At 40.1% G+C, this 26,737-nt stretch carries 20 protein-coding genes and 1 tRNA gene; 14 read left to right on the top strand and 7 right to left on the bottom strand.

Annotation, left to right across the window (positions count from 1 at the left end):
• Window positions 1–165: 165 nt before the first annotated feature.
• The 3 genes from lysS to HCG69_RS07525 all read left to right on the top strand — a co-directional run bounded on the left by lysS (window position 166) and on the right by HCG69_RS07525 (window position 4,473).
• Window positions 166–1,893: a lysine--tRNA ligase gene (lysS, locus tag HCG69_RS07535; RefSeq protein WP_221649541.1), complete on the top strand. Its 1,728-nt coding sequence runs from the start codon at window positions 166–168 to the stop codon at window positions 1,891–1,893.
• 86 nt (window positions 1,894–1,979) lie between these two features.
• Entirely contained in the window at window positions 1,980–2,975 is a 996-nt protein-coding gene (locus HCG69_RS07530) for an NAD(P)H-dependent glycerol-3-phosphate dehydrogenase (protein WP_002562504.1), read from the top strand.
• Window positions 2,976–3,135: 160 nt separating this feature from the next.
• Window positions 3,136–4,473 carry a glucose-6-phosphate isomerase gene (locus HCG69_RS07525; protein ID WP_195350742.1) on the top strand — a complete coding sequence of 446 codons (1,338 nt, stop codon included), beginning with the start codon at window positions 3,136–3,138 and terminating at the stop codon, window positions 4,471–4,473.
• Between the two features lie 71 nt (window positions 4,474–4,544).
• Here the strand turns inward: HCG69_RS07525 and HCG69_RS07520 are convergent, their stop codons facing one another.
• Window positions 4,545–5,021, bottom strand: coding sequence for a DUF5035 family protein (locus HCG69_RS07520; RefSeq protein ID WP_025866719.1), 477 nt, complete (start codon window positions 5,019–5,021; stop codon window positions 4,545–4,547).
• 102 nt (window positions 5,022–5,123) lie between these two features.
• On the opposite strand from HCG69_RS07520, the gene HCG69_RS07515 reads away from it, so the two are divergent.
• The gene (locus HCG69_RS07515) at window positions 5,124–5,846 is read left to right on the top strand and encodes an HAD family hydrolase (RefSeq protein WP_221649540.1); all 723 of its coding nucleotides are present in this window, start codon (window positions 5,124–5,126) and stop codon (window positions 5,844–5,846) included.
• A gap of 76 nt (window positions 5,847–5,922) precedes the next feature.
• Here the strand turns inward: HCG69_RS07515 and HCG69_RS07510 are convergent.
• Window positions 5,923–5,994, bottom strand: a tRNA-Arg gene (locus HCG69_RS07510).
• 219 nt (window positions 5,995–6,213) lie between these two features.
• On the opposite strand from HCG69_RS07510, the gene asnA reads away from it, so the two are divergent.
• The 6 genes from asnA (at window position 6,214) to HCG69_RS07480 (ending at window position 16,151) form a co-directional block, all read left to right on the top strand.
• Window positions 6,214–7,251, top strand: a complete 1,038-nt coding sequence (gene asnA, locus HCG69_RS07505; protein ID WP_221649539.1) for an aspartate--ammonia ligase — start codon at window positions 6,214–6,216, stop codon at window positions 7,249–7,251.
• Window positions 7,252–7,265: 14 nt separating this feature from the next.
• Window positions 7,266–7,928, top strand: a complete 663-nt coding sequence (locus HCG69_RS07500) for a uracil-DNA glycosylase (RefSeq protein ID WP_221649538.1) — start codon at window positions 7,266–7,268, stop codon at window positions 7,926–7,928.
• A gap of 408 nt (window positions 7,929–8,336) precedes the next feature.
• Entirely contained in the window at window positions 8,337–11,330 is a 2,994-nt protein-coding gene (locus HCG69_RS07495) for a TonB-dependent receptor (protein ID WP_221649537.1), read from the top strand.
• Window positions 11,331–11,344: 14 nt separating this feature from the next.
• Window positions 11,345–12,841 carry a RagB/SusD family nutrient uptake outer membrane protein gene (locus HCG69_RS07490; RefSeq protein WP_221649536.1) on the top strand — a complete coding sequence of 499 codons (1,497 nt, stop codon included), beginning with the start codon at window positions 11,345–11,347 and terminating at the stop codon, window positions 12,839–12,841.
• Between the two features lie 25 nt (window positions 12,842–12,866).
• Complete coding sequence (locus HCG69_RS07485) at window positions 12,867–13,733, top strand: hypothetical protein (RefSeq protein ID WP_221649535.1); 867 nt, start codon at window positions 12,867–12,869, stop codon at window positions 13,731–13,733.
• Window positions 13,734–13,766: 33 nt separating this feature from the next.
• A complete protein-coding gene (locus HCG69_RS07480) occupies window positions 13,767–16,151 on the top strand; it encodes a T9SS-dependent choice-of-anchor J family protein (RefSeq protein ID WP_221649534.1) in 2,385 nt (794 codons plus the stop codon).
• Window positions 16,152–16,259: 108 nt separating this feature from the next.
• On the opposite strand, the gene HCG69_RS07475 is transcribed toward HCG69_RS07480, so the two are convergent.
• Together HCG69_RS07475 and HCG69_RS07470 are read right to left on the bottom strand one after the other, a co-directional pair.
• Complete coding sequence (locus HCG69_RS07475) at window positions 16,260–18,971, bottom strand: putative LPS assembly protein LptD (protein ID WP_221649533.1); 2,712 nt, start codon at window positions 18,969–18,971, stop codon at window positions 16,260–16,262.
• A gap of 88 nt (window positions 18,972–19,059) precedes the next feature.
• The gene (locus HCG69_RS07470) at window positions 19,060–19,596 is read right to left on the bottom strand and encodes an HD domain-containing protein (protein WP_221649532.1); all 537 of its coding nucleotides are present in this window, start codon (window positions 19,594–19,596) and stop codon (window positions 19,060–19,062) included.
• Window positions 19,597–19,670: 74 nt separating this feature from the next.
• Between HCG69_RS07470 and HCG69_RS07465 the strand changes: the two genes are divergently transcribed.
• Entirely contained in the window at window positions 19,671–20,834 is a 1,164-nt protein-coding gene (locus HCG69_RS07465; RefSeq protein WP_221649531.1) for an exo-beta-N-acetylmuramidase NamZ domain-containing protein, read from the top strand.
• Between the two features lie 208 nt (window positions 20,835–21,042).
• Window positions 21,043–21,561 (top strand): methylated-DNA--[protein]-cysteine S-methyltransferase, encoded by a 519-nt coding sequence (locus tag HCG69_RS07460; RefSeq protein ID WP_221649530.1) that lies wholly within the window; start codon window positions 21,043–21,045, stop codon window positions 21,559–21,561.
• 16 nt (window positions 21,562–21,577) lie between these two features.
• Here HCG69_RS07460 and HCG69_RS07455 read toward each other — a convergent pair whose 3' ends face one another.
• From HCG69_RS07455 to HCG69_RS07445, 3 genes are all read right to left on the bottom strand, one after another.
• Window positions 21,578–22,399, bottom strand: a complete 822-nt coding sequence (locus tag HCG69_RS07455; protein WP_221649529.1) for a DNA alkylation repair protein — start codon at window positions 22,397–22,399, stop codon at window positions 21,578–21,580.
• A 92-nt stretch (window positions 22,400–22,491) separates the two neighbouring features.
• Window positions 22,492–23,253 carry a class I SAM-dependent methyltransferase gene (locus HCG69_RS07450; RefSeq protein ID WP_221649528.1) on the bottom strand — a complete coding sequence of 254 codons (762 nt, stop codon included), beginning with the start codon at window positions 23,251–23,253 and terminating at the stop codon, window positions 22,492–22,494.
• A gap of 51 nt (window positions 23,254–23,304) precedes the next feature.
• On the bottom strand, window positions 23,305–24,189 hold the full coding sequence (locus tag HCG69_RS07445; protein ID WP_221649527.1) for a transporter: 885 nt from the start codon (window positions 24,187–24,189) through the stop codon (window positions 23,305–23,307).
• Window positions 24,190–24,336: 147 nt separating this feature from the next.
• On the opposite strand from HCG69_RS07445, the gene HCG69_RS07440 reads away from it, so the two are divergent.
• On the top strand, window positions 24,337–25,572 hold the full coding sequence (locus HCG69_RS07440; protein WP_221649526.1) for an N-acetylmuramoyl-L-alanine amidase: 1,236 nt from the start codon (window positions 24,337–24,339) through the stop codon (window positions 25,570–25,572).
• A gap of 10 nt (window positions 25,573–25,582) precedes the next feature.
• Window positions 25,583–26,476: an MlaD family protein gene (locus HCG69_RS07435; protein WP_221649525.1), complete on the top strand. Its 894-nt coding sequence runs from the start codon at window positions 25,583–25,585 to the stop codon at window positions 26,474–26,476.
• The last annotated feature ends 261 nt before the right edge of the window (window positions 26,477–26,737 follow it).

Below are 26,737 nucleotides of genomic sequence, written 5' to 3'. Positions count from 1 at the left end.
CTACTTATATACATTTTGTCAATTTGACAATCTGTAATCACCGGTTTTCCCCCCTTTCATTCCCCCCTCCTACCCCCCTTCGGGCAAATTAGCAGCCGGTTCATGCCGTAATATTAAAAATGTTTCGTATTTTTGCCACCAAATATTGAGTTAATACGTAACGAAATGAACCTATTAGAACTAAGTGAACAGGAAATCATCCGACGCAACAGTCTGAATGAGCTTCGTGCGATGGGCATTGAGCCTTATCCCGCAGCAGAGTATGTAACCAATGCTTTCTCTACCGATATAAAACAGGAATTCAAAGACGAAGACGAACCCCGCATGGTATCCATAGCCGGACGTATGATGAGTCGCCGCATTATGGGCAAAGCATCTTTCATTGAATTGCAGGATTCCAAAGGACGTATACAGGTGTACATCACCCGTGACGACCTCTGCCCGGGAGAAGATAAAGAGATGTATAATAGCGTATTCAAACGCCTGCTCGACTTAGGTGACTTTATCGGAATCGAAGGTTTTGTATTTCGTACACAGATGGGCGAAATCAGTATCCATGCCAAAAAGCTGACTGTACTGGCCAAGTCTATCAAACCGTTACCTATTGTAAAATACAAAGATGGTGTGGCGTACGACTCTTTTGAAGATCCCGAACTGCGCTATCGCCAACGCTATGTAGACTTGATTGTGAACGAGGGTGTAAAAGAAACATTCCTGAAACGTGCCACCATCATCAGAACCATGCGTGCCATACTGGATGAAGCCGGATATACCGAAGTAGAAACTCCGACTCTACAATCTATCCCCGGTGGAGCAAGTGCCCGTCCCTTCATCACTCACCACAACTCCTTAGACATGGACCTCTACCTGCGCATCGCTACCGAACTTTATCTGAAGCGACTGATTGTAGGCGGATTTGAAGGTGTGTATGAAATCGGGAAAAACTTCCGTAACGAAGGTATGGACAAAAACCATAATCCTGAGTTTACCTGCATAGAGTTGTACGTACAATACAAAGACTACAACTGGATGATGAGTTTCACCGAAAAATTACTGGAACGCATTTGTATTGCAGTAAACGGAAGCCCGGAAACTACCATTGACGGCAAAACAATCAGTTTCAAAGCTCCATATCGCCGTCTGCCCATTCTCGATGCTATCAAAGAAAAAACCGGATACGACCTCAACGAAAAGAGCGAAGACGAAATCCGCCAGATATGCAAGGAGCTGAACATGGAAATTGACGATACAATGGGTAAAGGCAAGCTGATAGACGAAATCTTTGGCGAATTCTGCGAAGGAACGTTTATCCAGCCCACTTTCATCACCGACTATCCGGTAGAGATGAGCCCATTAACCAAAATGCACCGCAGCAAGCTAGGGTTGACCGAACGCTTCGAACTCATGGTAAACGGCAAAGAACTGGCCAATGCATACAGTGAGCTGAATGACCCGATCGATCAGGAAGAACGCTTCAAAGACCAACTGCAACTAAGCGAAAAAGGCGACGACGAAGCTATGTTCATCGATCAGGACTTCCTCAAAGCTCTGCAATATGGCATGCCTCCGACATCAGGTATCGGTATCGGTATCGACCGCCTGACTATGCTGATGACCGGAAAGCCTTTCATTCAGGAAGTGCTGTTCTTCCCGCAGATGCGCCCGGAAAAGGTCATCAAAAAAGACCCGGATTCCAAATATACCGAATTAGGCATCCCTCAAGACTGGGTAGCAGTTATCCAAAAAGCCGGATACAACCTGGTAGAAGAGATGAAAGAAGTGAATCCGCAGAAGTTACATCAAGATATTTGCGGCATCAATAAGAAATATAAATTGGAATTGACCAATCCTTCCGTGAACGATGTCACCGAATGGATACAGAAACTTAATTAAAAATGAGAAATTAGAAATTAAACAGGGAGGGGCATCTCTCGCCTCCTCCCTTTAATTTTTAATCTTCAATCTTTAATTTCTACAATATGAAACTACCCGGTAAGATAGCGATAATGGGAGGCGGAAGCTGGGCCACAGCCATAGCCAAGATGTTCCTTGCACAAGAGGACTCTATCAATTGGTATATGCGCCGTGACGATCGTATAGCCGACTTTAAACGACTTGGACACAATCCGGCTTACCTCACTGGTGTGAAGTTTGACATGAAACGCATTAATTTCAGTTCAAACATCAATGACATCGTGAAGGAATCGGATACACTCGTCTTCGTCACCCCCTCCCCTTATTTGAAGACTCATCTCAAAAAGCTGAAAACACGCATAAGAGACAAGTTCATTATTACCGCTATCAAAGGAATTGTGCCCGACGACAATCTCATCGTATCGGAATACTTCACGAAAGAATACGGCGTTCCTCCCGAGAACATAGCAGTGTTGGCAGGTCCCTGCCACGCCGAAGAAGTAGCTTTGGAACGTCTTTCCTATCTGACCATTGCCTGTCCGGACACGGATAAAGCCCGCATCTTCGCCCGCAGGCTGGGAAGTAATTTTATAAAGACTTCCATTAGCGACGACGTATCAGGTATCGAATACAGTTCCGTACTAAAGAACGTATATGCCATTGCCGCCGGCATTTGCAGCGGATTAAAATACGGCGATAACTTCCAGGCTGTGCTTATCTCCAATGCCATACAGGAAATGAGACGATTTCTCGACACCGTACATCCATTGAACAGAAACGTAGACGAATCTGTTTATTTAGGGGATTTGTTGGTAACGGGATACTCTAATTTTAGCCGTAATCGTACGTTTGGTACCATGATCGGCAAAGGATATTCGGTGAAGAGCGCACAGATAGAGATGGAGATGATAGCAGAAGGATATTACGGTACGAAATGTATCAAAGAGATCAATAAACACCACCATGTGAATATGCCGATACTCGATGCAGTCTACAACATTCTGTACGAACGTATATCACCAATGATCGAGATCAAGTTGCTGACAGATTCATTTAGGTGAAAAGAAGTAGCTTAGTAGTAAGTAGTCAAGTAGGTAAGTAGTAAGTAGAAGATAGTACTTGCTACTTGTTGGCAAGTAAAACCATCTCCTACTTACTACTTACCTACTTGACTACTTACTACTAAATCACTACTAAAAGAATATTTAAAACATATACATTATGATTAGTTTGAACATTGAAAAGACTTTGGGATTTATCTCTAAAGAAAAGGTTTCTGCCTACGAAGCTCAGGTAAAAGCCGCACAAGAAACACTGGAAAACGGTACCGGTAAAGGAAATGATTTTCTGGGATGGCTGCACTTGCCTTCTTCTATCAGCCCGGAACATCTGGCCGACCTGAAAGCTACCGCACAGGTATTGCGTGACAATTGCGAAGTAGTGATCGTAGCCGGTATCGGTGGCAGCTATCTCGGAGCCCGCGCAGTTATCGAGGCATTGTCAAACAGCTTCACATGGTTACAGGACAAGAAAACCGCACCGGTTATCATCTACGCCGGACACAATATCGGCGAAGACTATCTGTATGAACTTACCGAATTCTTGAAAGACAAAAAATTCGGTGTTATCAATATCTCCAAATCAGGTACCACTACTGAAACCGCCCTTGCCTTCCGCCTTTTGAAAAAACAGTGCGAAGACCAGCGTGGCAAAGAGATGGCAAAGAAAGTGATTGTAGCCGTTACAGATGCTCAGAAAGGTGCAGCACGCATCACTGCCGACAAAGAAGGATACAAATCATTTATCATCCCCGACAATGTAGGCGGACGTTTCTCCGTACTGACTCCAGTAGGGTTGCTACCTATCGCAGTGGCCGGATTTGACATTGAAAAACTGGTAGCCGGTGCTGCCGATATGGAAAAGGCTTGCGCGCTGAACGTACCCTTTGCAGAGAATCCTGCTGCTCTCTACGCTGCCACCCGCAACGAACTGTATAAGAACGGTAAAAAGATCGAAATACTCGTAAACTTCAACCCCAAATTGCATTACATTGGCGAATGGTGGAAACAGCTTTACGGAGAATCAGAAGGAAAAGAAAACAAAGGTATCTTCCCGGCTGCCGTAGATTTTTCTACCGACCTTCACTCGATGGGACAATGGATCCAAGAAGGCGAACGTACCATCTTTGAAACCGTTATCTCTGTAGATAAAGTAAACCACAAACTGGAAGTACCTTCGGACGAAGCTAACCTGGATGGATTGAACTTCCTGGCAGGCAAACGCGTAGACGAAGTGAACAAAATGGCCGAACTTGGTACTCAATTGGCTCACGTAGACGGTGGTGTACCCAATATGCGCATTGTTCTTCCCGAATTGAGTGAATATAACATCGGCGGACTGTTCTACTTCTTTGAAAAAGCTTGTGGCATCAGCGGTTATCTGCTGGGTGTGAACCCATTCAATCAACCGGGCGTAGAAGCATACAAAAAGAACATGTTTGCGTTGTTGAATAAACCCGGATACGAAGAAGAATCAAAAGCGATACGAGCAAAGCTATAAATAAAAGGCTATAAATCAGAAAGGCGGAACTTTAAAAGTTCCGCCCTTTCTATTTATATACAGTTCAAAGATTACTTTTTCGTTTCCGTTTTCAATTCTATCTTTTCCTGAGCACTTTCACATTCAGCTTTCGAAGACAGGTAGAAAGCCAATATGGCATCCGCATCGGCCACTGTCTTTACACATACCTCTACCTTTAGTTCCGTATACTGTATCCCATCTTTAAACGTAATAACACCATTCTCCGGCTTCGACAAATCCGATTCGGAAGAAACTCCACCCGGTAAATCAAACCCTTTTATACCAAGCTGTTCTGCTGCTTCCTTCACTATAAACGTATTCAGATCCTCTCCGTTTCCATCCAGTCTCAATGAAACAGTCATTTCATCGCCTACTTTCAAAGAAGGCATCGAAGCCATATCTTTACTATAATCCTTCGTATCATCTCCAATGAAAAACCCCGTTATTTCAATAACAGGGCTCTCTGCCGAGCCAGAACACGAAACTAACAGCGGTAATAATAATGATACAAGAAGTAGCTTTTTCATGTTATGTAGTTCTCTTGATTATGCCACAAAAATACATAATATATCCGAATATGCAAAAAAAGCGTAACTTTGTAGCACAAAAAATCAATAGGTATCAAAGATATGTCTCAGAAAGAAATACACTTAAAAGCCGTACTATTCGATATGGACGGCGTTCTGTTTAATTCCATGCCCTATCATGCAGAAGCCTGGCATAAAGTAATGCAAGCCCACGGGTTCAATCTCAGTCGCGAAGAAGCCTATCTGCACGAAGGTCGTACCGGAGCCGGAACAATCAACATTGTCAGCCAGCGTCAACTGGGTCGGGAAGCCACTCCGGACGAAATAGAAAACATTTATCACGAAAAGAGTGAAGAGTTCAACAAATTCCCCGAACCCGAACCGATGCCGGGAGCCTGGGAGTTATTGCAAAAAATAAAAGAAGCCGGATTAATTCCTATGGTAGTTACCGGTTCTGGACAGCGATCACTACTGGACCGCTTGGAACACAATTTCCCCAACACATTCCACCCGGAATTGATGGTGACAGCTTTCGACGTAAAACACGGCAAACCACATCCTGAGCCCTACCTGATGGCTCTCGAAAAAGGTGGTTTCAATGTCAACGAAGCAATAGTCATAGAAAATGCTCCACTCGGCGTACAGGCAGGGGTAGCAGCCGGTATCTTCACAATAGCAGTCAATACAGGCCCGCTGGATAACAAAGTATTACTGGATGCCGGTGCAAATGCTCTGTATCCTTCCATGCAAGCTCTTTGTGACGGATGGGCCACCTTTACCAACAGCTTACAAGGAAATAAAAAAGCAGATGAAAAGCGCAAATGAACCGTAGAACAATAGTAGAACATTTGCTTCATACATAAAAAAAAGGCTGTGCTTATTAAAAAGCACAGCCTTAAAGTAGCCCCGAAGGGAATCAAACCCTTATCTTAGGTACCGGAAACCTACATTCTATTCGTTGAACTACAGAGCCGGGTTGCATTTGCGACGACAAAAATAGATAAAAACTTCTTATCTTCCTAATCTTTCAGACATTTTTTCATTCTTCTTTCTATCCCCGCCTCCGAAAATGTGTTATTTTGAAACCGACATCAAGGAAATCTTTATCATATTGACATTCTTTTAGACGAAAAGCAATACATATTATAGATATTATTCCTATCTTTGTCGACAATTAACATATAATAAACCTATGAGTTATCTTATAAAACCTCAAAATTACAAACCTCTTCTTGACCTGAAGCAGACGGAACTTGGCATCAAACAGATAAAAGAGTTCTTCCAGATGAATCTATCGTCAGAACTGCGCTTGCGTCGTGTCACCGCTCCTCTCTTCGTACTCAAAGGGATGGGAATCAACGATGACCTGAACGGGGTGGAACGCCCGGTATCCTTCCCTATCAAGGATCTGGAAGATGCACAGGCCGAAGTTGTACACTCACTTGCCAAATGGAAAAGGTTAACACTTGCCGACTATCATATTGAACCCGGATATGGTATCTATACAGATATGAACGCCATACGTTCAGATGAAGAATTAGGCAACCTGCACTCATTATATGTAGATCAATGGGACTGGGAACGCGTCATGACAGCAGAAGAGCGTAACGTGGAATTTCTCAAGGAAATCGTAAATCGCATATACGCCGCAATGATCCGCACCGAATATATGGTATACGAAATGTATCCGCAAATAAAACCTTGCCTGCCGCAAAAGTTACACTTCATTCATGCAGAAGAACTCCGCCAGCTATATCCCACCCTGGAACCTAAATGCCGTGAGCATGCTATCTGCCAGAAGTACGGTGCTGTATTTATCATCGGTATCGGTTGCAAACTTGGTGACGGGAAGAAGCATGACGGACGCGCACCCGACTATGACGATTATACCACAAAAGGACTCAATGACTTACCGGGATTAAACGGGGATCTTATGTTATGGGACGATGTTTTACAACGTTCTATAGAATTATCCTCTATGGGTATCCGCGTTGACAAAGAAGCTTTGCTACGTCAGGTAAAAGAAGAAAAACAAGAGCAACGCCTCGAACTCTATTTCCATAAACGCCTGCTGGAAGACACTTTACCTCTGTCTATCGGTGGTGGTATCGGTCAATCACGCCTGTGCATGTTCTACCTCCGCAAAGCTCATATCGGAGAAATCCAGGCAAGTATCTGGCCCGAAGACATGAGAAAAGAATGTGAAGCATTTGACATACACCTTATATAAAAGCATCTCATACTATGAATGTACAAATAGAAGAGAGTTGGAAAGCTCACCTCCAACCCGAATTTGAAAAAGACTATTTCCGTACACTGACAGAATTCGTGAAAAGTGAATACAGTCAATACGCCATCTACCCTCCGGGAAAGTTGATTTTTAATGCTTTTAATCTCTGTCCGTTCGACAAAGTAAAAGTAGTTATTATCGGACAAGATCCTTATCACGGTCCCGGACAGGCACATGGCCTTTGTTTCTCTGTGAACGACGGAGTACCCTTCCCGCCATCATTGATCAATATCTTTAAAGAGATAAAAGCAGATATCGGTACCGACGCTCCTACTACCGGAAATCTAACACGATGGGCCGAACAAGGAGTGCTACTACTCAATGCCACCCTGACTGTACGTGCCCATCAAGCCGGTTCACATCAACGACGTGGCTGGGAAGAATTTACGGACGCTGCTATTCGTGCATTAGCCGAAGAGCGGGAACATCTTGTTTTTATTCTTTGGGGAGGTTATGCACAACGCAAAGGGGCGTTCATTGACCGTAATAAACACCTCGTGCTCAGTTCTGCACATCCCTCACCCCTATCTGCCTACAATGGTTTCTTCGGAAACAAGCATTTCAGTAGAGCTAATGAATACTTAAAGACATACGGAGAAACAGAAATCGTTTGGTGACGACTTTGTCTAAAATTATAAGTTGAGAGTTGAAAATTGCCGTACAGCATAATAGCACAGCAATCTTCAACTCTCAATTTTTACTTTCCTGAGAACCATAACTTCCGTTCTCAATCCGTTAACTGATATACCCTATCTTTTTCCACCTCTCTTCTCCAATCAGGCTGCACAGAACAAGCAATAATGCATAAATATACACTCAAGAATTGACATTTTAGACTATTTAACACTACACTATCACACAAAAGATAGCTTTACCGATGCTTTAGAACATATTATAAAGATGTTTTAATAACCATTTGTTATTATTACAATGTTTCTTCATAAACAAAATTGTTATTTTCATATTTATTAATATATTTGCATTCAGAAATGGCATAATATACAAAATTAAACCTCAAGAAACTTATGATTAAAAAATTAATGTTATTATTAACATGTTTGCTGGCTGGCACAAACATAATAATAGCGCAAACCTCCAAAGTAACGGGCGTAGTAATCTCTGAAGAGGATAATTTACCGGTCGTTGGTGCCTCCGTTTCAATTATTGGTACTGATATGGGGACCATTACTGACATAGATGGCAACTTCACTTTATCAAACATTCCAAGCGCTGCACATAAAATACGAATATCATTCATCGGTCTGGCAACATACGAAGGTGAAATCAAACCCAACATGAAAGTTATCCTAAAATCGGATTCACAATTGGTTGATGAGGTTGTAGTAATCGGATATGGTACGGGCAAAAAATTAGGTTCGGTAGTAGGTTCAGTTTCTACGGTTAATAACAAAGTATTAGAAGCAAAACCAACTATGAATTTTGCAGATGCACTCCAGGGACAAGTTGCTGGTATGCAGGTATTCACTTCTTCGGGAGAACCTACAGCCACTTCTTCGATGCGAGTACGTGGATACACCTCCCTCAATGCAGGAACTTCACCTTTATATATATTAGACGGTGCACCGGTTTCAAATGACGTTTTCACTTCTCTCAATCCAAATGATATAGAAAATGTAACAGTATTGAAAGACGCCTCTTCAACCTCTATCTACGGTGCACGTGCAGCCAATGGAGTTGTCTATATTACAACCAAAAAAGGGAAAATGAGTGAAAAGGCAAATATTACGATTCGCGGACAATACGGAATCTCCCAATTACCAGATTTCAAAAAGGACATGATGAATGCACAGGAATTTATTCAGTTCAAATTAATGTGTGACCCTTCTCTGGCTAATAATGCACAGTTTCAGGCTGATAAAGCCAAGATAGAAAAATATGGTTTAAGTATGGATTGGGCCGACTATGTATTGAGAGATAACACTCCAACCTATTCTATAGATGCGAACATAAGCGGTGCTTCAGGTTCTACAAATTATTATGTAAGTGCAGGTCATTTTGATCAGGAAGGCACCTCATTCCAATCGGGCATGACTCGCGAGAACTTCAGGGTTAATCTCAATACTAAATTAAAAGACTGGTTAAAGTTTGGAGTAAACTCCGCCATTTCCTATCAGGATTACGCAACCACTCTGGGTATCAGAGACAACAATGAAGGCGCCTGGGTTAATTCACCACTTATATTGGCACGTACAGGCCGCCCTATCGATTTTCCTTATGAAATCATAGAGAACGAAAATGGAACATGGTCACGCGGAGAAGATTTACTATATTTACCGGGAACAGGATATACTAACCCAATGATGATTTTCCGGAATTCATCTATCAAGAATGAACGAATTTTAGGTAACCTAAACACATTCATTGAACTAACTCCACTAAAAGGACTGACCATAAAAGGAGCACAGGCTTTTGAAGGATATATATATAAATACAGAGGAGTAAACTACCCTTGGGAAGATAATGAATTCAACGGAAATGTCTCTGAGCAGTTTCAAAGAGCAAGCAACTGGACTTTCACCAACACAGTTGAATATAAACATACATTTGCAAAGAAACATTTCGTGACGTTACTAGCGGGACAAGAATCAATCATACACAATGCAGATGGTTTCTCTGCTTCAGGCAAAGGTATTGAGGACAAACGACTGACTCAATTATCCGCCATTTCGGCTTCATCGGCAAAAGTTGACGGTGCACGTTCCGAGTACGTATTCAATTCCTATTTTTTCCGTGGAGAATATAACTATGACGAAAGATACTATCTGGATGCTTCATTCCGTAGAGATGGCTCTTCACGTTTCAGCAAAGATCATCGTTGGGCTTCTTTCTTCTCTGTTGGAGCCATGTATAATATCAAAAACGAAGCTTTCCTTAAGGACACAAAATGGTTGAATGATTTACGGCTAAAAGTCAGTTATGGAACCACTGGAAATTCAGAAATCGGAAACTATGCTTCCTTAGGTATGGTAGCTGGTAGTGGTAAATATAACTATAATAATCAAAGTGGCTGGGTAATTGGTACAGTTGGCAACTCCGATTTGACATGGGAAACTTTGAAAAACTTTTCAACAGGTATATCTACCCGGGTATTCGATCGTTTGGATTTCAGTATTGAATACTATCGAAAGAAAACTGTTGATATGCTAATGGACGTACCCTTCTCACTCACTACCGGACATTCCACCGGTATGGGAAATGTAGGTACTCTCTTGAATACCGGAGTTGACCTGAATATGAATCTTGACCTTTTGAACACCAACAACTTCAGATGGAGCGTATATGCCAATTTCAACTATAATAAAACCAAAATTGAATCTCTGTTCAATGGGCTGGACGAACTGGCATTTCCACAATATGGTTTGAAATATCAGGTAGGGCATGATCCCAATGAGTATTACTCGGTGTTATGTGCCGGAGTAGATCCCAGAGACGGTTCGCTCATGTACTACGACTTAAATGGTAATAAAACCAAGACATTCACCATGGACAACATGCAATTTACCGGAAAGAAAATGTTTGCTCCTTGCAGTGGTGGTTTCGGAACATCTTTGGGCTGGAAAGGAATAACCATGATGATAGATTTTTCATGGATAGGTGAAAGATACCTCATTAACAACGATCGCTTCTTTACAGAAAATCCAACCAATTCAAATATGGTTAACATGAATAAACGCATGCTCAGCATGTGGCAAAAACCTGGTGACATCACTGATGTACCGCGCTATGGCACTGCAAGCGAGAATTTACTTCGTACCAATTACTTTTTAGAGAATGCAGCGTTTGTCCGTTTAAAAAACCTGACTATAGCTTATGAATTACCCAAAAACATATTGAAGAAAACCAAAATCATAGAAGGAGTCAGAGTATTTGCTACCGGACGTAATCTACTCACATTCACCCAATTCTCTGGTATAGATCCGGAAATTGATTCGAACCTGGCATTAGGAGACTATCCCAACTCAAGGCAATACACAATAGGACTGGAAGTTAAATTTTAAAGAACTACAAATATATGAAAACATTAAAGTCAATTATATTAACCTCTATCTTAACACTAACACTGGTATCCTGTAATATGGACAAGTATCCTTATGACAAGATCCCTTTAGATAGTGCTGCCAAGTCATTTGCTGATTGCCAGAAATTGCGCACAGGGATGTACCGCGACTTGCGGATCATCGGAGTTTCAGTCAATGCACTGGCATCTGAAATACAAGCGGATGGTTTTATTCCGCTCTCTTACTTTGGCAATCAACTCGGAGCCATCTACCGTTGGGAAGCAAACGCCTCAGAAAGTACTTTTTCTACTGTATGGAGTAATTGCTACGTCACTATTGCCCAATGTAATTTACTCATTAAAAGCATAGAAAAACTTCAGGAGGAAGATATATTTGAGGTAAGTGAGCAACCAATAATAAAAAACTATCTCGGAGAAGCATATCTGATCCGTGCTATTGCTTACTCTCAGTTAGCTGAAAAATTCTGTGCAGCTTATGACCCGACTACTGCAGGAAACCAATATGGTATCCCCTTGGTAGACGAATATGCTCCAACATCCGATAACACTAAATATCCTTCACGTGCTACTTTAGCTGCAACCTATGACTTTATCAAAGAAGATATCAGGTTGGCCAAAGAAAACCTAAGTGCTAAAGGAGCGCAATCATCGGAATACCTGACAGTAGATGCCCTAAGCGCATTCGAAGCACGAATAGCCTTACTAACCAAAGACTACGACACCGCCATTGAAAGCTCCGAAAGCTTACTTAAAAGTGCACGGTATCCACTCATCAATAATGAAGCGAAACTCAAAGAGATGTGGAAAAATGATATTACTACGGAAGTAATCTGCCAACTATTCTGTTCTAAACAAGAATTGGCTCCTACTATTGGAAACTACTTCCTGGACGATATCAACGACAAACCGGTATTCCTCCCTTCTAAAGATATCATCAACTCGTTCAGAGAGAAAGATATACGCATCAACTGTTATTTTGCTTTCAAAGAGATAGCTTTCTCAACAAATCAAAAACAGAGATTAATAGTCTTCACTAAATATCCCGGAAATCCGGAAATGTATGAAGGGGTTAATAACTATGTGAATAAACCCAAAATTTTCCGTATTGCTGAACAATATCTTATCACAGCCGAGGCCTATTACCTGAGAGGAGAAGCGGGTGACGAATCAATGGCATATGATATATTATTTGAGTTAATGTCAGCTCGTGATGCCTCCATCCAATATGCACCGGTGACAGGATTGACCCTCAGAAATCTAATCCGTGCCGAACGCGAACGTGAGTTATTCGGCGAAGGATTCCGTCTTGTTGATTTAAAACGATACGGTGAAGAGTTCAGACGTCAAACACCTCAATCAGTACAACTATCCTATGAACTAGCTTTAGATCTGAATGTGAAAACGGATAACATACGTTGGGTATGGCCTATCCCTAAAGCGGAGATAGATGCTAATCCTCAAATTAAGAACCAACAAAACCCAGGTTACTAATCTCAACACATAAAATGAAACTGTTATGAATTATTTCAAATTACTAACCATATTCCTCTTATCATTTACTATGATTGCTTGTAGTAGTGATGAAGATTTTAATACCAAAGAAGCTACTGTTGAATTTCAATCGGCTGAAATTGAGGTAAAAGAGCTTACCTCCATCCTTAATCTGCCCATCGTAGTAAAAGGAGAGCGTAACGGACTCATAAAAGTACACGTTATCCTGAAAGAAAACAATAGTGGCTTTGAAAGTGAAAAAGCGATCCTCATAACGGAAGACCACCTATCCATTCCGATGCGAACAGAGTCAGTAAATGTGGAAACCCTTCTTTCAATAGCCAATGAGCAGATAGTGCAGAACCGTTCTTTTTCAATAGCAATTGCAGATGTAGAAGGGGCAACTGCCGGTTCAATAAATACGTGCAAAATTAATATAGTAGAAAACAGTCCTATAGAAGGAAAATACTCGATGGAAGGAAAAAGCCAGCTTCCGACTCCAACCGGAGTAACGGGCTATGCATGTACTCTTACTTCTGTAGACAATACCTTCCAACAGATATATTTAGACTTTGGACATGGTGGAGCTGCTATCGCAGATGTAGAAGAAACAGAAAATGAAGGAGAGTATAAATTGACTATTATAGCCAGCCAACCTGTAGGAATGTATAGTGATAACAGAGTCGAACTCACTCACAAACAGATATCAGGTGGTATGTGGGTTAAAACCTCCGACCCTATAACAGGTATTTACAAAGACAAGGTAATCAGCTTCGAAGTTGGTCATGCTCTCGGTTTAGAAATTCCGGCTTTAAACAGCTGGTTAGGTCTTGTAGGCAGTTACACTGATGACAATGGAAAATCGGTTCCATTAAAGTTCATTAAACAATAAATAGATTACTCACAATTAAAAAAACATGCGCTTATGAAAAGATTATTACTTTTGTTGGCATTGCAATCAACAGCACTGGTAGCAATGGCCGAAGAGCCGGCAAAGCACCTCTTCTATGAAGACTTTGCAGCTGAAGAGAATTTCACCAATAATTGGGTGGTACTTGATAATAATAATGACAAATCAACCTGGCTGAATGACAGAGACAGTAACCCCGACGCTGATGGCGGAATAGGAATAGCAAGGTATCAGTATAACAGCAAGAATGCAGCAGATGATTATCTCACTACAAAAAATCCTGTTACCCTGAAGGCCGGAGCTAATTGTATCTCTTTTTACTATCGCACATCATCGTCAACTAATTATCCGGAAAGATTTGAAGTACTCTATGGAAAATCAAGTGACGTTTCCACAATGACGGTCATAGCGTCTTTGATAGACAAAAAATCCAAAGAATGGGTTGCCAGTATCAACGACTTTGAAGTAGCAGAAGCCGGAGACTATTACTTCTCTTTTCACGCTATATCAGAAAAGAATAAAGGAAGTATCTATATAGATAATATAGCTATTGATGAAGGTAGTTTTAATGGAGTTCCGGACATTGCTTTGGAAAATCTGATACTTCCTCCTTCCGATTGTACATTGGGAAGTAGCCCTATCAAAGTAACTGTCAAAAACTTAGGAACAGGACCTATCAACGGTTTCAGCCTATATTATGAACTGGAAGATGAAGATATCAAAGTAACACAAGAATTTACCGACATAATAGCTGTAGATGCTTCATTGGATGTTACTTTTACCACACCTGTTGATTTTTCATCTGTAGATCAAGGATACAATATAAAAGTAGTAGCTCAGTGTGCAGGGCAAACGAATTTTGCCAATGATACGGTGGCTGGTCGTGTTATCAATCTGTCACCTGCCCTATTACCGTTTGAATCTAACTTCGAGAAAGCCATTGATCTGCTAAACTGGAATCCTATAACCCCTAATGGTTGGATTTATAAGTCCGGAGCTTATAAAGCAGAAGTACCTTCTTCTTTATTATCCAGATGTATTCATATGGAACCGGGTAACTATCGTCTCAGCTTCAATTACAGTGCAGGAAGCGAACTGCTTATCGGAGGTATAAAATATGACCTGTTTAACATTACATTTGGAAAGAGTGGAAGTGATATGGCTAACTGGAGCGAATTAGGGAAATTCAAAGAATTTACTAATTATACTACAGTTAAGAAAGATATAACATTTACTGTAACCGAAGAAGGTAACTACGGTATCAGCTTCAACGCAACCGAATTATCTTATCTTGAGATATTCAGCATCAGCGTAAGTAAGATTTTGGAACATGATATTAAGGTAGAATCAATCACCAGCGAAGAGAAATACCCAAGAATGATTCCTCAATTCCACATCAAAAATACAGCACAGAAGTTTGAAGTAACTGTTGCAAACTATGGACAACAGGTTGAAAACAACATCAAACTGAACGTGAAAGCTTATGATGATGTTTTAGCAACTACCACCATCCCGACCCTGGCTGTAGGAGAAACGAAGAAGGAAACCTTCAATTTCAATCTGGATAATATAGTAAGCAGTAAAGAGCAAGTACCTGCTTTCTCTGTCGAAGCTAGCATTGCTCAGGATGATGACCTTGTAAACAATACAGCTCAGCTTACAACGATTGTAACCGATTCTATTTATGCCTGGGATAACCCAACCGATTTCAAATTTGGTGTAGGTAGTGGTAGCGGTCCCGTTGCATTTGGTGCAGCATTCACTATACTGAAAGAGGACGTATTAACCTCACTCAGCCTTGGTTTCATGCTTAAAGAAGAACAAGCCAACGATAAAATCACCCTGAACGTATATAAAATAAACACTAATAATAACTCAGAGATAGGAGCAACGATGGTTACTAAATCTGTACTCAGAGGTAAAGGTGGAGAAGAAATCGTTTACAAACTCCCTGAAACAAATCTTGCTCCCGGTAAATATATGTTTGAGGTAAAACAAGAAAGTGCAGTGAACATGGGATTAGTATGTGACCAATCAAAAGATGGATTAATTGCAGCATCCAAAAATGGATTCATGAGTGAACTACCTGGTTATGGTGCTCCTTATATCCGTCCAAACTTTGGCAAGAATGCTCCTACTGGTATTAAAAATGATACTACTGTGAAAGCAGAATTATCACTTTATCCAAACCCTGCAAGCGAGCTGGTCAACATCAAGACCAATGGAAACCAGATTAAAAATATTACGATCCATAATCTACTCGGACAAACTGTACTTACTGCTACAGGTAATGAAACATCTGAACAGAGTATGAATATCAGTACACTTAGTTCAGGAACTTATCTGGTTGTAATTGCTACCGATGCAAAAACAGAAACAGTAAAACTGATTGTAAAATAGAAATATTCTATAAATAAAAAGATCAAAGCCAACTAGTCATCGAACTAGTTGGCTTTTTTATTTCTTTAAAGTTCTATGGAATATATACTTAAAAGCAGAGGGAGTTTTTTAATACCACTGTATATTACTCTGCGTCTGACTTCTTTGCTCCCACTTTAAATCCTGCAAGATACTTGCATTAGCACTGATCTTAAAGTTATAGTATTTCCAACGTCCAAAAGGAGAGAGACTTGCTGACATATTGAAACAGTGTAAGTCACGGGAAATAGTCATTGACGTCTGAGTTACTTCTTTCGCCTGAAAATCGTAACCGGTATTAAAAGACACCTGCCAGTTATTTGAAAGCTTGATATTACCGGAAGCATTAATATTGTGCGTATAAGTAAACGGATAACGCATTGAATGCACATTAATAGGCTTACTCTGATCTTCACGAATATTAAATGAATAGTTCACACTCAAAGACCATGGCATCTTGAACACCTGATAACCATCAGCGTCCGCCTGTGCCTTCTCCACTTTTTTTGTGGTTCCGGTATCATTTCCGGCATCCATATCTTCGCTGTCTTCCCCATTCTGATCCTTGTCTTTATCCTTCTGATCCTTGTCGTCTTTAGGCCCAAACCATTTCTTCCAAGTTTCATTATTGAAGGTATAATTAAATGAAGATCCCCAACCGGAGAAACGTCCGAAACGTCCGTAAGACCATTCTGTACGATCACCAGTCACAACCCTGCCCTCTTTATCAAACGTATAGGCATATGTAGCAAACGTAGAATTCAGATTGAAAGTATAGTTCTTCGTCAGTTTTAAGCGTAGACGCAAAGTAAGGTCACTCCACGGTCTCTTCTCAGCAGCCATATTATAAGAAATATAACCTCCTAATTCATCAATCAGACTTATCTTTTTAATAGAGTCATTCCGGTCCTTAAACTTCATCTCTATATTGTTCGACAAATCAAAAGTCACTGTCCCCTGTTTCTCACGTGGCGCTGTACCGAACTGCTGACTGGTATAAGGAGAAAAATACGACATGTTTCCATTGGCATCTTCATGTTCCTGCCAATACTTCCCAAAACCCGGCGCACCGCTCACACTCACCTGCGGAGTAACAACATGACGAATCTGTATCTCTTTCTTCTTCATAAAAAGAGGCTTATACATACCATAAAGTTTCGTACTCAATCCCAAAGAGAAATTATAATTGGACACGCGATTAAATCCATAAATAGTATCGGTAGCCACCCATTGACGCTTTTCCTCATCATAATAATTATCAGTCTTATGGGTATACCAGCGTTCTGTGTAATTGAATGACGGGGTCAGATTGAAATATTTGAAAAGAGTAAATGTAGCACTTACTGGTATGGTGTGCTGCATAGCATTTTTCCAATCCTTTACCAGATTTGATTTAAACAACCGATCATCTTTAGTTGTAATAGAATTTGTCAAACGACCGGTATATTGAAATGAAATCTTTTCATACCAACGCTCTGCACCTGTTGCTTTTTTCCTCTTGAACGGAAAACGGCGGGTCAATGAAATGTTAAGGTCAGGTAATGTTACCGCAATAGAAGAATCCTTCATTGTTTGCGCTATATTGGCAGTACCCGAAAGTGTCAGACCGATATCCGGAAAAGTGCGTGAGTAACTGACGCTTGATGTTTTGGTATTCTGTGTCAATAACTGCGAATTATACAAATTACCGATATTGGTACGTTCGTAACTACTGGTTGAGAAGTTTACACTTGCCGAAAAAGTAGCATTGGGGGTTGCTTTAGGATCCTGCCGATGACTCCATACAATCTTAAAGTCTTTTGATACCGAATAGTCCGGCATATTCTTATCTCCCGTCTTCGTCACTTGATAATCGGCCATCAAAGAACCGGAAAACTTATAACGCATGTTGTAATTCGTCTCCAACCCCAGCCTCCACGAACCTTTCGTAAAGATATCACCTGTTACTTTCAAATCCATCAAATCACTGATAGCAAAGTAATATCCTCCATCCGATAGACCAAATCCACGGGCAGAATCATCAAGAACAGTAGGCATAATAAACCCGGAAGAATAACTGCTGGAAAAGGGAAAGAAGAAAAAGGGTACAGCCAATGGTAACGGTACATCTTCCACCACCAGATAAGCGGGCCCCGTTACCACATTCTTTTTCGGACGGACTTTAGCTTTTGTTAGTTGAAGATAAAAGTGAGGATGATCATGATGATCACAGGTAGTATACCTACCATTCTGCATAAACAGCTCATCATCAGCACCTTTTTTCGCATTATTACCGGTTACATATCCTTCACCTTGCTGACTGACAACGTTATTAATATATCCTTTTTTACTCTTAAAATTGTAGCGGATAGCCTCGGTGTCATAAGAAGTATCACCGTCTTTAAAAACAGGTTTTCCGGTTTCTACTCCCAGTGAATCTTTCACACCACGAGCATACACCGTACTACTATCCATATTCATAGTGATAATTTGTGCTCCCAGCTCTACCTTCTGATAGTTCACTTTTCCATCTCCGTAAAGGTGAGCATATCCTCCTTCTTCAAAAACAATGGAATCGTTTGCCGAATAGATCACCGGAGCATCCAGCGGTTGTTTCTTAATGGGTTTAGCAACAACAGAATCTGTTCTTACCGAGTCAGTCGTCAAAGAATCTGCATTCAGAGCTGCCGGAGGGTTAAATGTCTCTACACCTCCTTCTACTCCCCTGTTTCGGCGACGTTGAGACATGGCCTCATCAGGAAGCACCAGTAAGACAAACAGTAGTATAAATGATATTAATGTATTTGCTTTCAATGGCGTCATTAACTAATAGTTTACGCTTGAAGGGGCAAAAGTACACAATCTTCATCAATTATACATCGGAATCTCTCTTTTTAATTATTTTTTAGTGCTACAAGAATAGCTCACACCAGCGATTGAAACGGCTCAGTCCCTCCTCTCCATACTTCGCAATACTTTTCCGGGCACCTTCTACCGTTTTTTCTCTGTCAAGATGAGTCTTTGAGTAGAATTTATCCGCAAAACATATTACCTGTTCTTCCATACTCACAGGAAGCATTTCGCGATGAGGAATCGGAAGCTGTTGACGAATAATTTCCTTCAATGAAAGCCCGGCACCCGTATGCCTTTCACATACCAAAGCATGTAACGGAAAACCTTCTTTACGCATTAAATCCGCTCCCAGATAACCATGGCAGATGTAAGGTTCTGTTCCAAAACAATAAATAGGAGCAGCATCCGTCAGAAAAATACCAAGATCATGAAGCATGCCTGCTTCATAAAGAAATGTTTCATCAAGATTTAACTCCGGATGCCGCGCAGCTATCCACAGTGCTTTGTCGGCCACCGACTGGCTGTGTACTAATAAAATATGTTTCAATTCATTATCCTGCGGATAGTATTTATCAATTATATCAATCGGATTCATAACTTCACCTATTATAACTTGTAATAATCAATACAAATAGATATTTTTGTGCAATATTACTAAAAAATACCGAGATGCACCGAAAAATAATCTTCATTCTCACCAGCCTGTTTATCGGCATTAGCACCCTCTTTGCAGAAGGCACTCTCGTTACCGGAGCAGAACGTACCGAAGAATACCTGCCACTGTTGAAAGGGAAACGGGTAGGAATGGTAGTTAACCACACCTCCATTGTTGGTGAAGAACAAACCTGCCTGCTCGATACCCTTTTACAACTAAACATTAATGTAGTGAAAGTGTTCGCCCCGGAACACGGCTTCCGTGGCAATGCTGACGCAGGTGAAACGATAAAAGACGGAAAAGACAGTCGGACAGAAACTCCCCTCATCTCACTCTATGGGAATAATAAAAAGCCTACCATGCAACAATTGCAGGATATAGATATTATTATATTCGACATACAAGATGTAGGAGCACGATTCTATACCTATATCAGTACAATGTTTTATGTAATGGAGGCTTGCGCTGAGAATGGGAAAGAGATGATTGTACTTGATCGGCCCAATCCTTGCGACTATATAGATGGCCCCATTCTTCGTCCTGCTTTCCGTAGTTTTGTAGGTATATTGCCTATCCCTATACTCCACGGTTGTACCATTGGCGAACTGGCTCTCATGATAAATGGTGAAGGGTGGATAAATAAAACCCCGGACGCTTGCCGGTTGACAGTCATTCCCATGACGGGCTGGGAACACGGCCAACCTTATTCTCTTCCCATTAAGCCCTCGCCTAATCTGCCCAATGATCAGGCTATACGGTTATACGCTTCTCTCTGTCCGTTTGAAGCAACCCGTATCAGTGTGGGGCGGGGTACAACCTTCCCATTTCAGGTGCTCGGTGCACCGGATAAAAAGTATGGTGACTTTACATTCACTCCGCATTCACTACCCGGTTTTGACAAGAATCCCATGCACAAAGACCAACTGTGTTATGGAGAAGATTTAAGAAGAGTTGCCAATATAGATGGATTCACTCTACGTTACTTCCTGCGCTTTTACTGGAAATCAAATGCCGGGAGCGCATTCTTCGACCGGGCACGCTGGTTCGATCTTCTAATGGGTACAGATACTGTACGTAAAGAGATTTTAGCAGGAAAAAGTGAAACAGAAATACGGGCAGGATGGAAGACGGAACTGCAAAAGTACAAAGAAATGCGGGAAAAGTATCTACTATATTGATTCGGAACACGAATGTTTCATCTTGTTTCAATCCTTTGAGAAAATATTCTCAACGCATTGAAACTAAATTCTCACCGTATTGAGAAATCTTTCTCAATAGATTGAAACAAAATTCTCAACTTAATGAAACAAAGCGAAACCTTAAAGGACAGCATATACTCCCTCCCATCAAACAATTAATAAACAACAATTATAGACACATAGCAATATGGAAACAATTCAAATACAATACTATCAATCCATATGCGGGAAGTTAATACTTGGATCTTTTGAAGAGAAACTCTGCATGTGCGATTGGATGAATGAGGAACGTAGAGCAGTAATTGACAAACGACTACAGAACACACTACATGCTAAATATGAAATAGGAAATTCTGAAATAATAACGGAAGCAATGGCGCAATTAGATGAATATTTCTCTCGAAAAAGAACTGCATTTGATATTCCATTAGCCTTTATCGGAACAGACTTTCAAAAAGCCGTATGGAATGAATTACTTAATATTCCTTACGGAACAACCATATCTTACGCAAAACTATCGCAAAGATTAAACAATCCTAAGGCCATCCGTGCAGTAGCAGCAGCCAATGGTGCAAATCCCATTTCCATATTTGTCCCTTGCCACCGTGTTATTAGCAGCAATCACAAATTAACCGGATATGGTGGTGGGCTAGCAGCCAAAAAGATATTATTAGAATTAGAAGCAGGCATAAAACACCTACTGTAAGAGAATAACAAAAAAACTAAGAAAGCTTGGATAACGATTTATCAATCGTCCTTAATGCCCTTTTAATGATATATTTTGTTTCTATCGTGTCGCTTTCTTTCTCCCATCGTTTACAAAGTTCTCTCACAAATTCAGGTTGTGTCTTGCTTGCATCGTTCAACCAATTCCCAACGCTGTTCTGAACATACTTGGATTTATCGGATTTTAATGGTTCTAATATAGATAATCCTAATTTAGGATTTTGTTTCAAAACCTCAATATGTTCACACCAAACACCTCGTGGCCTGGTTGCTTCACTTGCAAACCGTCTTATGTTTTCATCACTATCCATTGCCCATGTAGACAATATCGCAATGCTTTCAGATAGATTTCGTATAATACTTTTCCTCACATCAGCCCAAGCACACTCTCTAACATTAAAATGTCTGTCTGTAGCAAATGGTCTTATTTCCTGAAGCATTTGCCCAATACCCAATTCTGTGTTTTTTCCTATAATGTAAGTTGCCCAGCATCTAACTATATCCGATTGATGCGTTGAAATAATATATAAAAGTTCGCTGTCATTATGAACCTTTATCTGTTCAAAAATCCCTGTTGCAATTATTTCATAAACTGTTTTTGGAGTTCGTTTTTCCAGCTTATCTATCTGATTCAAAATCGGTTGTACATATTTCCCCCTGCAGCATTGGCCTAACAGGTTCTCGAGCAATTTCATCCGATCTACCCCAAGATACTCCACCAAGTTGGCCGATTCTATTTCGCCATGATTCAGTTGATTCAATACATCTTCAGGAATATCTTTGATAGATCTTGCTCCTTTCCTTTTAATTTCTGCCATTCTGATTTTTTTAGATTTTCATCGGTTTGAATTAACCGATTGATGAATAAACTTTTAAATACTGTTCCAAGATACACCTAAAATTGGTAAAGTCATTTATTAAATGATAAAACGTATATCTGTTTTTCCGAATTATCCTTAAATGCTTCTTCTTCAAAACCGCCAAACTTGTGAAGAACATTAAATCCAGCACATTCCAGATATGAATCTAATTCTTGAGGAAAAAACAATCTCATATCCATATTTTGGATTGAATGAAACTCACCATTTATAAAATAATGCCATTCGATACGATTTATTTGGGTTGCGCTTTCATAATGCATTATTTGTTTTATCAATACTTCTCTTCCATCGCTGGTTGTATATTCAGCAACTACTTTTTGTTCTTTTTCGCCTTCAACAATATATTGAATATTAGGGTTAAAGCAATCAAGCAAAAATAAGCTCCCTTCTTTGAGATGATTCTCAACCCTCTTTAACGTCTTAAATAAATCTTCATTTCTATATAAATGATGGATTGAATTGAATGGGATAAAAATAAAATCAAACTTTTCCTGCAAGTTTAATGTTCTAATATCTGCTTCAATGAAATTAATCTCTAATCCTGCTTCAGAAGCTTTTACCTTTGCCTGTTCAAGCATGGATGAAGTGTAATCAACCCCACAAATATTGTATCCTTCCTTTGCAATTGAAAGCGTAAGTCTGCCTGTACCACAGCAAAGTTCAAGTATCCTAGCATCCTTATTTTTCGGCAACCACTTTTTGTAAAATTGCAAATCAGACAGGAAGGTGTTTAATCCATCATAAATATTTGCGTCATAAATCAAATCACCTACCTTATAATCAGTATTCATCTTATCCCCATATTATAAACTATTAATTATCATTACTTTACAACTATCACCCTATTTCTTTCTCTTTTTCCACAACTGATAACTATTGATAATATTTTGCCACAAAACATAACTTCCCGGAGCAACAGAGGAAAGAGGATTCAAATATGTATGGGCCATCCAAATAGCTAAAATGGTATTCTTTTGCCCTAATGCCTGACCACCACTAATACGATCATTATACAAACTACCAAGTGTTTTTCCAAAAAAGAATTGCAGGCAGCAAACTACCAAAGCTGCAAGAGCAATCATGATTTCAGTTATCCCATCTGCCGAATCGTTAATTAAAGAAGAGAGGGTCTGTGCAGTAACAATAGCTAGAGATACAGCCCAAAGATAGAATGCCAGTTCGTGATAATTCAACAATGTACGGTGTACGCGAGGTACAAAACGTTGTAAAAACCATGCAACTAAAAAAGGACAAATCAATAAAGGGAAAACTTTACTCAATATCAACAAAAAAGAATCAAAGAAACTAATATCGGCATGTACCTCAATCAATGGAAACAAAATCGGAACAGCAATAGCAGCACCAATATTACCGATCAATGTATAAGTAGTCAAGCTGGCAGCACTCCCCCCTAATTTAGAAGTAATTACAGCAGCAGCAGTAGCTGTAGGGCAAATAATACAAACCATTGCTCCTTCTGCTACAATCTTATTAAAACGGAAAAGAAGTAAATAAACAGCAATAGCTCCAAATATCTGAATCAAAAGTAACCATAAATGCAGAGGCTTCGGCTTTAAATCACGAGGAGACACCTTACAAAAAGTGAGTAGCAACATGGTAAAAATAAGTACCGGAGTCAAGAAAGAAAGAGTGATAAATAATGGATAACCAACGGCCCCCACCAACATGGCAATGGGCAATGTCCAATTCTTCAGGAACTTAAGCATCGCTATATCATTTATAATTTTAAAACACAAAGTAACAACGAATCATGGAAATAAACCCATGAAATATGGAAAAAAATACAAAACTTAATAGTGAATAGCAAGTTTTCAGCAAAATTCTGCTACATTTGCATCGTCATTCCATATAAAATGAGACGTCATAGATACTACATATTATATACATTCATTTGCCTTTGGCTACTTAGCTCCCCGCTTTGTATCAGTAATTCATGGGCAAAAGACTTTGTTGTCGTGATTGACCCCGGGCACGGTGGGCATGATCCTGGAGCCGTAGGTAAGATTTCTAAAGAAAAGAATATCAACTTGAACGTTGCATTAAAGCTGGGAAACATGATCAAAAAAAACTGTGATGATGTGAAAGTAATCTTTACCCGCACTAAAGATGTATTTATCCCACTGAATCGTCGTGCAGAAATAGCCAATAATGCCAAAGCCGATCTGTTTATTTCCATACATACCAACGCATTAGCCAATAACCGCACTGCCAAAGGTGCATCCACCTGGACGCTCGGTCTTGCCAAATCGGACGCTAACCTCGCTGTTGCACAACGTGAGAATTCAGTAATCCTTTACGAAAGTGATTATAAAACCCGTTATGCCGGCTTTAATCCCAACTCGGCCGAGTCGTATATCATCTTTGAATTTATGCAGGATAAATATATGGAGCAAAGTGTGCATTTGGCGTCCCTGGTACAAAAACAATTCCGCCATACCTGCAAGCGAGTAGATCGTGGAGTGCACCAAGCCGGATTTCTTGTACTAAAAGCAAGCGCAATGCCAAGTATCCTGGTAGAACTGGGATTTATTTCAACTCCTGAAGAAGAACGTTATCTCAACTCCGAAGAAGGAACCGGTACATTGGCTAAAGGAGTCTATCGTGCTTTTCTTACTTATAAGAAAGAACATGAGATTCGCCTGACAGGTGTCAGCCGTACTATCATTCCTGATGACGAAGAGATGTCGGAGAACGAACTGGCAGCCACACAGCCCAAAGAAGAAAAACCAGACAGTGCACCAGTCCAAACGGAGTTGGTAGCACAAGCTAAACCACAGCAACGTCCTATCACAGTAGAAAGTGCAACAAATAGTGGAGAAATAACGTTTAAAATACAGATACTAACTTCGTCAAGTCCACTGACCAAAAACGATAAACGTTTAAAGGGATTGAAAGACGTAGATTATTATAAAGAAAAAGGATTGTATAAGTACACTTATGGAGCCTCAACCGATTATAATAAAGTATTAAGAAGTAAACGTGCTATTACAGATAAATTTAAGGATGCTTTTATTATAGCTTTCCGGGATGGAGAAAAAATGAATATTAACGCAGCAATTGCAGAGTTTAAAAAGAAACGAAATAAATAAGAGAACAGAAATGAAATACATTACAAAAGAAGTCAGAATAGGAATAGCGGGAATCATTGCCCTGTGTATACTCGTTTATGGTATCAACTATCTGAAGGGAATCAATATGTTCAAACCTTCAAGTTATTTCTATGTAAAATTCCAGAATGTAAACGGATTGGCTAAATCAAGCCCCGTTTTCGCTGACGGAGTACGCGTCGGTATTGTACGTGACATTTATTATGACTACAATCAAGCTGAAAATGTAATAGTAGAAGTAGAATTGGATACAGAGCTCCGCATCCCTAAAGGAAGTTCTGCCGAATTGGTATCCGAATTGATGGGTGGTGTAAGAATGAATATCCTTCTGGCAAATAATCCCCGGGAAAAATATGCGATAGGAGACACAATCCCAGGTAAATTGAATAATGGAATGATGGAAAGTGTAGCTGCACTCATGCCACAGATAGAACAAATGTTACCGAAATTGGATTCTATTATGATCTCCCTAAATACCATCCTGAACAACCAAAGCATTCCCGCCACGCTGCACTCTGTAGAAAAGACTGCTGCTAATCTTGAAGTAGCAAGTGGACAACTAAAGGTATTAATGGGACGCGATATTCCACAGTTGACAGGTAAACTAAATACAATCGGAGATAACTTTATTACCATCAGTGGAAACCTAAAGGAAATAGATTATGCTACTACATTCAAGGAAATTGAACAAACACTAGCCAACGTAAAAATGGTTACAGAAAAGCTTAACAGCAAAGACAACACAGTAGGATTGTTACTAAACGATCCGCAACTTTACAACAATCTGAATGCAACAACTGCTAATGCTGCAAGCCTGCTTGAGGACTTAAAAGAACACCCCAAACGATATGTACACTTCTCTTTATTTGGAAAGAAAGATAAGTAAGAAATTAGCGTTATATAGATTTTATCTAAATAACATCACATCCAATTGCAAGTCTTAAAAGCTTTGAAAAGTGCATAGATAGACTGAAAGAAATAAAATATAGGAATACTTATTTAAATATCTTTTTCCTGCGATATCACCATAACATTCTATTAGACAGAATATTATAAAAAAGCAATAGCCCCAACAATGGGGCTATTTTATCGGAGGATCATAAGTATCTGAAAGTAAAGACATTATTCTTTCAGCGAGAAACACAAG

Source organism: Bacteroides sp. K03, from assembly GCF_019734355.1.
Lineage (GTDB): Bacteria > Bacteroidota > Bacteroidia > Bacteroidales > Bacteroidaceae > Bacteroides > Bacteroides nordii.
The sequence above is the reverse complement of the archived record's forward strand: the minus strand, read 5'-3'. Positions and strand labels throughout refer to the sequence as shown.